General features: G+C 70.8%; 6 protein-coding genes. 4 read left to right on the forward strand and 2 right to left on the reverse strand.

What is annotated here, in order from left to right:
- Positions 1–66: 66 nt before the first annotated feature.
- Positions 67–3,615: an ATP-binding protein gene (locus A6A27_RS04975; RefSeq protein ID WP_083672435.1), complete on the reverse strand. Its 3,549-nt coding sequence runs from the start codon at positions 3,613–3,615 to the stop codon at positions 67–69.
- Between the two features lie 236 nt (positions 3,616–3,851).
- Here A6A27_RS04975 and A6A27_RS44115 point away from each other — a divergent pair, with 236 nt between their 5' ends.
- Together A6A27_RS44115 and A6A27_RS04985 are read left to right on the forward strand one after the other, a co-directional pair.
- Positions 3,852–4,322 carry a hypothetical protein gene (locus tag A6A27_RS44115; RefSeq protein WP_073833312.1) on the forward strand — a complete coding sequence of 157 codons (471 nt, stop codon included), beginning with the start codon at positions 3,852–3,854 and terminating at the stop codon, positions 4,320–4,322.
- A gap of 481 nt (positions 4,323–4,803) precedes the next feature.
- Positions 4,804–5,133 carry a DUF4193 domain-containing protein gene (locus A6A27_RS04985; RefSeq protein ID WP_443189945.1) on the forward strand — a complete coding sequence of 110 codons (330 nt, stop codon included), beginning with the start codon at positions 4,804–4,806 and terminating at the stop codon, positions 5,131–5,133.
- A 10-nt stretch (positions 5,134–5,143) separates the two neighbouring features.
- On the opposite strand, the gene A6A27_RS04990 is transcribed toward A6A27_RS04985, so the two are convergent.
- A complete protein-coding gene (locus tag A6A27_RS04990) occupies positions 5,144–5,362 on the reverse strand; it encodes a hypothetical protein (protein WP_073833319.1) in 219 nt (72 codons plus the stop codon).
- Positions 5,363–5,660: 298 nt separating this feature from the next.
- On the opposite strand from A6A27_RS04990, the gene A6A27_RS04995 reads away from it, so the two are divergent.
- Both A6A27_RS04995 and A6A27_RS05000 read left to right on the forward strand, forming a co-directional pair.
- Complete coding sequence (locus A6A27_RS04995) at positions 5,661–5,897, forward strand: hypothetical protein (protein WP_073833313.1); 237 nt, start codon at positions 5,661–5,663, stop codon at positions 5,895–5,897.
- A gap of 569 nt (positions 5,898–6,466) precedes the next feature.
- On the forward strand, positions 6,467–7,894 hold the full coding sequence (locus A6A27_RS05000; protein WP_073833315.1) for a DEAD/DEAH box helicase: 1,428 nt from the start codon (positions 6,467–6,469) through the stop codon (positions 7,892–7,894).
- Positions 7,895–7,996 lie beyond the last annotated feature (102 nt).

The following is a 7,996-nucleotide window of genomic DNA, read 5'->3' on the forward strand; positions in this document are numbered from 1 at the left end:
TACAACAACACAACATAACAAAGCACTACTAGGCGGGTGCTGTTACAGCCGAGTTCAGCGGTGAACTCAGCTCCTCGGAGTGGCCTGGCGGGCGCGCTCCTCGGCGGGCCGCAGGCCCATCGCCCGGGCCAGCCGCAGCGCGCCGCGCAGCTGCACCTCGGCCTTCTCCCGCTGCCCCGACGCCAGCAGTGCCAGCCCGAGCACGCGGCGAGCCTCCACCTGGCCGGGCCGGTTCCCGACCGCCCGTACGCGGTCCAGCGCCCGGTGGGCCAACTGCTCCGCCTCGGCCGCCTTGCCGAGGGCGAGCAGGGCCTCGGCCGCCACGGTCAGCGCACTGCCCGGCGCTTCGAAGGACCTGTCGTCCAGTGGGCCTTCGTCCGCCGCCGGCCGACCGAGCCCGGCCAGCGCCTCAGCTGGCCTTCCCTCTAGGAGCTCGACCTCCGCGAGCAGCACCCGCGCGGCACGCTCCGCCTGGTCGTCGCCCACTTGCCGGGCCGTTGCGGAACCCTCGGCCAACCACCGCCGGGCCTGCGACGCCTGCCCGGCGCGCAGCTCGACCTCGCCGAGGATGATCAGGCAATAGGACAGCCCCCAGGTGGGCCCGAACGGCCGTGCCGAGGCGACCGCCGACTGCGCTCCCTCGCGAGCCGTGTCGAGCCGACCCGCCATTAGATCGACGCGGGCCAGATTGGCCCGTTCGAAGGCGATGGCGATCGGGTCGCCGGTGCGCTCGGCCATGGCAAGGGTACGACGTGCGTAATCGGCTGCCTCACCGAGCCGTCCGCCAGCCTCGGAGAGCTCCCGGAGCGTCGACAGGGTACGTGACTGGAGCGAGAGGTCCCCGGCGCGTTCCGCGATGGGCAGGGCCTGCTCCGCTGCCTCACGGGCCGCCGGAAGCCGTCCGGTGAGCAGCAGGCAGGCCGCCCGGATGTGCAGTCCCTGCCCGAGCACCCGGAGCGGCGGGCTGGCAGCCGCCCGCCCGGCGGCCGCCGCCCGGTCGGCGCAGGCCAAGGCCCGGTCGTAGTGCCCGAGCTGAAACCAGATTCTGGCCAGGGCGAGATGGTGTGCTCCCACCGCCTCGGGCCTGGCCCCGACCGGAAGGCGGGTGGTCGGGCCGCCGGTGCCCGGTTCGTCGACGGGCGCCCAGGAACCGAGCAGCAGGGCGATGCCCTGGTGCGGGCGTCCGGCCCGGGCCATGGTCTCTGCGAGCAGCGCCTTCGCGCGGATCTGGCCGTCCGTGTCGCCGGCCCGCCCCAGGGCGTCGGCGGCGGTGCTCAGCACCTCCTCGGCCTCGGCGTGCCGTGCCTGCCGGATCAGGACCTCCGCCCAGTCCAGGCGCACCCGAGCTGCCTCGGCCGCCGCGTTCGGCCCGTCGGACGCGGCGTCCAGCCGGGCCACCAGATCCGCGTAGTAACGGGCCGCGCTGTCGTCGGCATAGAGGGAGGCCGCGCGCTCGGCGGCGCGCCGCAGCCACACCACGGCCTCCGGGTCGTCCGCCCGGTCGAGGTGGTGCGCGAGCGCGTCCACGGCCTCCGGACGGTGGCGGCGGACCGCCGACGCATAGGCGAGGTGCATCTGACGGCGCCGGGCAGCGCTCAGCCGCTCGTACACCGCCAGGCCCACCACCGGATGGCGGAAGGTCAGGCCCGCCCTGCGGCGTCCGAACTGGACGACCTCGCACTCGTCGACCAGCCGCGCCGCCGTCAGAGTGTCCAGCGCTGCGGCGAAAACTGGGCCGGGCAGCGGGGGGTGCAGCCCGCAGAGCGCGACCTCCGCCGCCTCGGAGAGCGAGGCCTCGCCTCCGGCCACGGCGAGCACCTCCAAGGCTTGGCGGACCTGCGGGGCGAAGTGCGCCACCCGGGTGAACACGACCTCGCGGACCGACTCGGGCACGCCGCCCCGGAAGCCGGGGAGCGAGGCGTGATCCGATTCTGGTGCCGCCGCGGACTCGGCGACTGCGCGCACCAGCTCGGTGACGAACAGCGGATTGCCGCGGGAGAGCCGGTAGACGGTGTCGAGCAACTCCGGGTCCAGCTCGATTGCGCGTCCCGCTGCGCCGGGTCGGGTACGGGCGACATCGCCGGCGAGCAGATAACAGTCCGTCCGGGCCAGCCGCATCAGCTCGATCCGGTGGACCAGGCCCTGTCGGCCCGCGGCCCGCAACACGGAGCGACGCTCGTCGCCCTCCTCCAGGCCCTCCTCACGCAGCGTGGCCAGGAACCGCACCGGCCGATCGCCGACGGTTCGGACGAGGTGGTGAAGGAGCCGCAGCGTGCCCAGATCGGCCGCATGAAGGTCGTCCACGACCAGCAGCACCGGTCTCTCGGCGGACAGCTCGACCAGCAGCGCGCAGACCGCCCGGAACAGCCGGACCCACTCCTCCTCGGCGGCGCCGCTGCGCGGCGGCTCGGTACCCAGCTCTGGGAGCAGGGCGCCTAGCCCGGGGTGTCCGGCCGCCACCACCTCCCGCTCGGCGGGCTCCAGCCCGGCCAGCCAGCCGGAGAGCGCGTCGCCGAACGCCCCGTACGGCAGCGGGCCCTCCGCCTCGTGCGCGGCGCCCCACAGCACCGTCATCCCGCGGTCGGCCGCGGCCCGCGCGGCCTCGGCGACGAGCCGGGTCTTACCGGCTCCGCTCTCCCCGCTCACGACGGTCAGCGGGGCGGCGGCCTCCCGCTTCGGAGAAATCCTGGCGAGGGCGGCGGCGAGCGTCCTGTCCCGGCCGCGCAGCGGAGTGGTCGCGGCACGGCGCACCGCGGCGGGCAACACAGGGCCGGACCGGCCGGCGGTGCCGGCACCCGGCTGCGATTGGGATGCGGGGAAGCCCATCGCCCTGCGGACGAGCGCCTGGGTCTCCGGCTCGGGAGCCGTGCCCAGTTCCTTCTCGAGCAGCCGCTGTAGCCGGCGGTAGTGGTCGATGGCTCGGGTGCGGTCGCCGGAAGCGAGATAGGCCGCGAGCAGCCGCCGATGCAGCGCCTCGTCCACCTCCTCTGCCGTGACGGTCTGCTCCAGGATCTCCACAGCCCTGCCCGGGCGTCCGGCGACCGTGTGGGCGTCGCCCAGGGCGGCGGCCACCCGGCGGCGCAGCGCGGACAGCTCCCGGCGGCGATTGGCGGCCCAGTCCGCGTACCGGTCCTCGGGCAGCAAATCCTGCGAGAGCAGCCGCCAGGATGCGTCGAGCGCCTCCGCATCGCTTGTGGTGAGAGCGGCGGCCGCGTCCTCCTCGGCCTGGACCACGTCGACCCAGATTGTGCCGGGCACCAGGGCGAGCAGCTCACCGTCAGTGGTGAGGTAGCTGGACCGGCCACGCGGGGGCAACTCGGGCTCCAGGGTGTGCCGGGCCGTGTGGAGACTTACCCGCAGGCTGCGGCGGGCGGTCAGCACGTCCGCGTCCGGCCAACACGCGTCGGTGACCTGGTCGCGGTGGAGCCGGTGGCCCGGAGCGAGGGCGAGCACCTTGACGACGGTCCGGGCCCCCGGGCGGCGCCACCGCTCAGGTAACGGGCCGAGGTCGGCGCGTTCGACGCGGAAGCCACCGAGCAGACGAAGGGTGAGCAGCGGCGCCACGCCCTTCCGGCGGCTCCGCGGCTCCTGGAGGTGCTCAGGATCCTTCATCATGCTGCGGGCACTTTACTTACCGGCCGACCGCGACGGCATACCCCGGCAGGACGAGGACTCCAACGGCGGGCCGAAGACCGGACACACGGGTCCGTACTCGCCGTCAGATCCTGCTCATCCGTCAGATCATCACGCCTTGCCGAAAATCACCAAGTCGACCAAGCTCGTGATCCAACTCTTGAAACAGCAGGTAGTGCGGCGAGTGGGGTCACCGCCCCGGGATCAGGAGATCAATCGTGGGGTTCTTCGGCACCTACCTCTTCGACGGACACCGGTGGACGGCGCACCAGCCTGCTGAACAGCCGACCATCCCGGAGCCGTGGCTGCTCATCGACATCCACGACAGCGACATCGCGACGCTTATCTACCACCCGGCGGGACCGGGTAGCGGTGTCGCGTATCTCGGCGACACCCCGCGCACGTATTTCGAGAATCCGGACGCCTCGGCCCCAACCGACGTGGCGCGTGAGGCTGCCGGCTTGGGCGCCTGGTGGGCGCAGCAGCGCGGTGGGGCGAGCGACATCGAGCGCAGCGCGAAGGAAGCCGAACTGACCGCCTACCTCGCCGAGGATCTCGACCCGACAGACATCGATCTGGACGACGACGATGACGACGACCGGGACGACGCTGAGATCTTCGTCGAGGTTAAGACAGCACGGTTCCTCGCGGCACTCGATCTACCCGTACCCGACGACCTACCCCGCTGACCATCCCCCTGGGGGAACTCCTGGCCGACAACGCGTGACCCACGCAGGCAATCGCGTACCGGCGGTTCTCCGCTACCCCCGATCGGTGCGCGAGTCGACGCCGCTGGCCCACACCACAACCCGTAGACCATCCTAGGAAGACACGCTGCTCGTCGACGGCGATCCGCCCGCCCAAGACCAGCGACTCCGTGCGCCGCATCCGGCTGCCCGCTTCCTGGTCAACCTGCTCGCCACCGGCCTGGCCGAACACCACCACCCGATTCTGTCCCCGGCGCATGCGGCAAACACCAACGCCGATCCAACTTCAACCGCGGGCAGTGACCGCCCCGCGGTCCGATGACCAATCCCAACACCCACCACAATTCTCCGCTGGGATGGCGATCACTGCCTATGGTGCCCCTCGCCTCCAAGGGCGAGCGCTACCCTTCCACCGCTCGCTTGAGCGCCACGACATGAGCCGCGGTCTACCGTCGTGACACCCATGATCCAAGCCGGAGAGGCCATCACAATGAGCAAGCCAATCGATTACGACGCACCGCGCCGACCCGCCGTTGAGGTTGAAGACGACAGCCTGGAGGAACTCAAGGCGCGCGGCGCGGCGCCGCAGTCAGCGAGAGTCGACCTCGACGAGGCCGAGGCTGCCGAGAACTTCGAGTTGCCCGGCGCGGACCTTTCCGCCGAGGAACTGACCGTGGCGGTCGTGCCGATGCAGCCGGACGAGTTTCGATGCGCGCGCTGCTTCCTGGTACACCACCGCAGTCAGCTCGCCGCGGAGCCCGACGGCCGAGAGGTCTGCCAGGAGTGCTCCTGACGTCCCACTGTCAGGGCGCCAGTTCCCGCCACTCCGGGCGACCACCCAGCCACGCGTCGGCGAGGATCTGTGCCGACGCCTGACTCGGACAGGGGTGTAGCTTCGACCGGCCTGCGGTGCCGCCGGTCTGTGCCTCTACTTCCCATCGCTGGCCGTCGGTGCGGATGTAGACGTCGCGACGCCCCCGCGGGCTCCGGTCCCCGTTCCACCAGTGACGCTCGATTCTCACCTGCTGACCGTATAGCACTGGGGAGAGACGAACCATAATGATCTTGGGAAGACGGTCAGTGTGATCGGGAAACCCACAAATTGTGGACGAGAGTTGGGAGACTTGACCGGGCCAGAACAGGACGCATCCGCGGAGCGCCGCCTTCCCGACGCCACGTATGCCTTTTGAGCAGATGTCCGGCGAGAACATCCACGGACCGATCGAAGCGATTCAACAGCGCGCCGACGGCGACCACGTTCGACCGCTTCCGGCGCACGTACCTCCCAGCCATCCAGTCAGACCCCAAGCAGGTCATGTCATGAGCTGTCCGACTCTCATCACCGGCACCGAGACGGGCGGCGCCTACACCGTGCGCTGTTGCACTGGGGCGACCCCCGACCGGGCCACGATGGGTCCGGCCGTCGCGGGTCGCGGCAGCACCCTCGACGGGGACACGTTGATCGGGATGGCCGACGCGACAACGTACGCGGGCAAGGCCGAGCGGCGGTCCACCGCCACCGCCCCATTTGGTGGTCCAGTCGTGGAGACGTGCTGATCCACCTGCACAGGACGTCGATACCTGCGACGCGTCGCACCGACACGCGTGGTAGCCCTTACCGACTGGGCTCCGTGGCGTCGCGATGCCTAACGAACGGCAATGGGCGCGGTCGTCGACTTCCGGTCGGCGTCACCCTCGACACGGAACGGGGTGCGCAGGCGGGTCATCGCAGCCGAACTCACGTCGACGGCAGGTGTGTGGTCGAAAGGCGCATTTGCTCCCGGTGCTTCACGGAACAAGTTCGAGTCATGCGCGGTTACATCAGTCAAGAGCTGCTCCAAGTTTGGCGCGCCAACGCGCGACCCTCCCGCTCGCACATGCAAGCCGGGTGCGGAAAATGGGCGGTGCGGATCCGGCCGCTCGCCGGGGGCGTTGGATCCGTTTCGCTCGGCCCGTCGAACCCTAACCCAGAAAAGCCATCGTGTACGGCCTGGGCCGGGGTGCGGGTAGATTGATCGACCAGTCCGCCGGTTCCGACCACGGCCTGCATCTGATGTCGACCACCACGCGCCGCGACCAATCGGTCAGCGCCGTGCAGGCGACCCCTTCCACGTTCGGAGACTCCCATGGCGGCACGCCGCCCCAGCAAGACACCCCTTATCCCAGCCGCATCCTTCGCCGACCTTGGCGTGCCCGGCCGCCTGGTCGCCGCGCTCGAGCAGGCGGGCATCAGCAGGCCATTCCCGATCCAGGCCGCCACGCTCCCGGATTCACTCGCCGGACGCGACGTGCTGGGTCGTGGCAGGACGGGATCGGGCAAGACATACGCCTTCGCTCTCCCGGTCCTCGCCCGGCTCTCGGCCGCCACGTCTCCGCGGCTGCCCGGCCGCCCGCGCTCGCTCATCCTGGCGCCTACTCGCGAGCTGGCGACCCAGATCGAAGCGGCGATCGCACCGCTGGCCACCGCGCTGTCGCTGCGGACCCTGACGATCTTCGGTGGGGTTAGCGCGCGGCCACAGGTCGGTGCACTGCGTGCCGGGGTCGATATCCTCATTGCCTGTCCCGGCCGGCTCGCCGACCACGTTTCGACCGGCGACGCGATCCTCGACGCCGTCGAGGTCACGGTGCTCGACGAGGCGGACCACATGGCCGATCTGGGCTTCCTGCCGGTCGTACGGCGACTCCTCGACAGGACACCGCCCCGCTCCCAGCGGCTGCTGTTCTCGGCGACGCTCGACGCGGGCGTCGACGTCCTCGTGCGGCGGTACCTCTCCAACCCAGTCACCCACAGCGTCGACTCGGCGATGTCTCCAGTCGCCGCGATGACCCACCACGTGCTCCTGGTGCGTCACGATGACCGGCTCCCCGTCCTGATCGACCTGACGGCCGCCCCGGGGCGCACGCTCGTATTCACCCGCACCAAGCGGGGCGCCAAGAAGCTGACCAGTCAACTGGTCGCCTCGGGAGTGCCCGCCGTGGAGCTGCACGGCAACCTGACACAAAACGCCCGTACCCGCAATTTGGCGGCGTTCTCCGCCGGCAACGCCCGCACGCTTGTCGCGACCGACATCGCGGCGCGCGGTATCCACGTCGACGATATAGCTCTGGTGATCCACGCCGACCCGCCCGCCGAGCACAAGGCATACCTGCACCGCTCGGGGCGGACCGCGCGTGCCGGAGCGAGCGGCACCGTCGTCACCCTGATGACCGACGACCAGGTCACCAACGTGCGCGACCTCACCCGCCAGGCCGGCATCAACCCGACGATCACCCGGCTTGGGCCCGGTGACTCGCTGCTCACCGAACTCGCCCCGGGCGAGCGCCGCTTCGTGACGCCTCCCGTAGCGACGACGGCGCCACATCACGGACGAGGCCACAGCGCAACGCGGCACCCGGATCCGCGCACAGCGACGGGCGGATCGACCGCCAGCGCAACGCGCGGGAGAGGCTCGAAAAGTCGTCGGGCGAACGCCGCGGAAACCACGTCCGCGACACGGGGCGCGGCGGCGTTCTCTTCCGGCACGCGGATTGGTAGCCGGCGCGGTCAGCGCTGACAGCGAAGACACCGCGCGAGGCGCCCGTGCTAGCCTCACCGGGTTGCAACCTTCGGTTTGTCGCATACTTTGACCCTGTTGGTCATTCTCGGTTCAGGCAGC

Origin of the sequence: Micromonospora sp. CB01531 (assembly GCF_001905095.1) — a bacterium.
Lineage (GTDB): Bacteria > Actinomycetota > Actinomycetes > Mycobacteriales > Micromonosporaceae > Micromonospora.

Bases quoted from the DNA above. Each gene is read 5' to 3' on its own strand.
- A6A27_RS04975 (WP_083672435.1), bottom strand. From the start codon at position 3,615: ATGATGAAGGATCCTGAGCACCTCCAGGAGCCGCGGAGCCGCCGGAAG.
- A6A27_RS04985 (WP_443189945.1), top strand. From the start codon at position 4,804: ATGATCCAAGCCGGAGAGGCCATCACAATGAGCAAGCCAATCGATTAC.
- A6A27_RS04995 (WP_073833313.1), top strand. From the start codon at position 5,661: ATGAGCTGTCCGACTCTCATCACCGGCACCGAGACGGGCGGCGCCTAC.
- A6A27_RS05000 (WP_073833315.1), top strand. From the start codon at position 6,467: ATGGCGGCACGCCGCCCCAGCAAGACACCCCTTATCCCAGCCGCATCC.